This window comes from Bacillus cereus group sp. N21 (genome assembly GCF_016483395.1).
In the GTDB taxonomy this organism is placed as follows: domain Bacteria; phylum Bacillota; class Bacilli; order Bacillales; family Bacillaceae_G; genus Bacillus_A; species Bacillus_A pseudomycoides.
Map to the genome: position 1 here is coordinate 1 of NZ_JAEHBX010000208.1, position 814 is coordinate 814.

The following is an 814-nucleotide window of genomic DNA, read 5'->3' on the forward strand; positions in this document are numbered from 1 at the left end:
TCATGATAACCCCAGTCTATCTTCTGCGCTCTTATTTTATGTTGTTCATACAGTTCTTTTAAACGTGGTTCTAATCGAAAATCTAAATCATTTGTTAGCATATATAAGTGCCCCCTTTTCTTATCATAGATAGTCATTCTATTTTTACATTCATTTTTATCCTTGAAAATTTTCTACAAATAAATATTACTTTCCTTTTTTTAAGTCAAACATAACAAATTTGTAACAAAACTCTTTAATAGCACTATATTTTTATATGATTTTTTCAAATCAAAAGGGGAACCGTTACATATATTGTCCTTTTTTATAAAAGGGGTTCTGAGGCATACGGTATGTTGCTTAGCCTAGATAAAAAAACGATCATCAGTAAATAGAGAATAACATTCATGGATGAAGATACTCGTCATGTTGTAAATCTTGGTGATTGTAAAAAGGTGCATGCCCATAAAGAATCGTTTTATAATAAAGATTGATAAACAATTAATCTTTCCTGCGTTTTCACTACTTTCTAATGTTGTTATTGGTAGCAAAAACTGAAAAGAGTAATGGTATTTTATACACACTAACAACTTATTTAGATGTAAGATCCAAGATGTTAGATTAAGCGCTTGAAAAATATATGCAGTTGATGAGATAGCCTTAAACGATAATTCCCAATAAAATCACTGTACATTGGCTATGATGGGGTTATTTACACGGTTAGACCGTATTTTGGGAAACAGTATACAGCACAAAGGGAAGAGGCGATAAACATGCAGTCAACGGAAGCGCATATGAAGGAAAAACAACGTAGAGAAAAAATAGAAATAATATT

General features: G+C 30.7%; 1 pseudogene. It reads right to left on the reverse strand.

Annotated features, from left to right (window positions below):
* Nucleotides 1-101, reverse strand: a pseudogene (locus tag JDS96_RS30515) (acyl-ACP desaturase); the annotation flags it as partial.
* Nucleotides 102-814 lie beyond the last annotated feature (713 nt).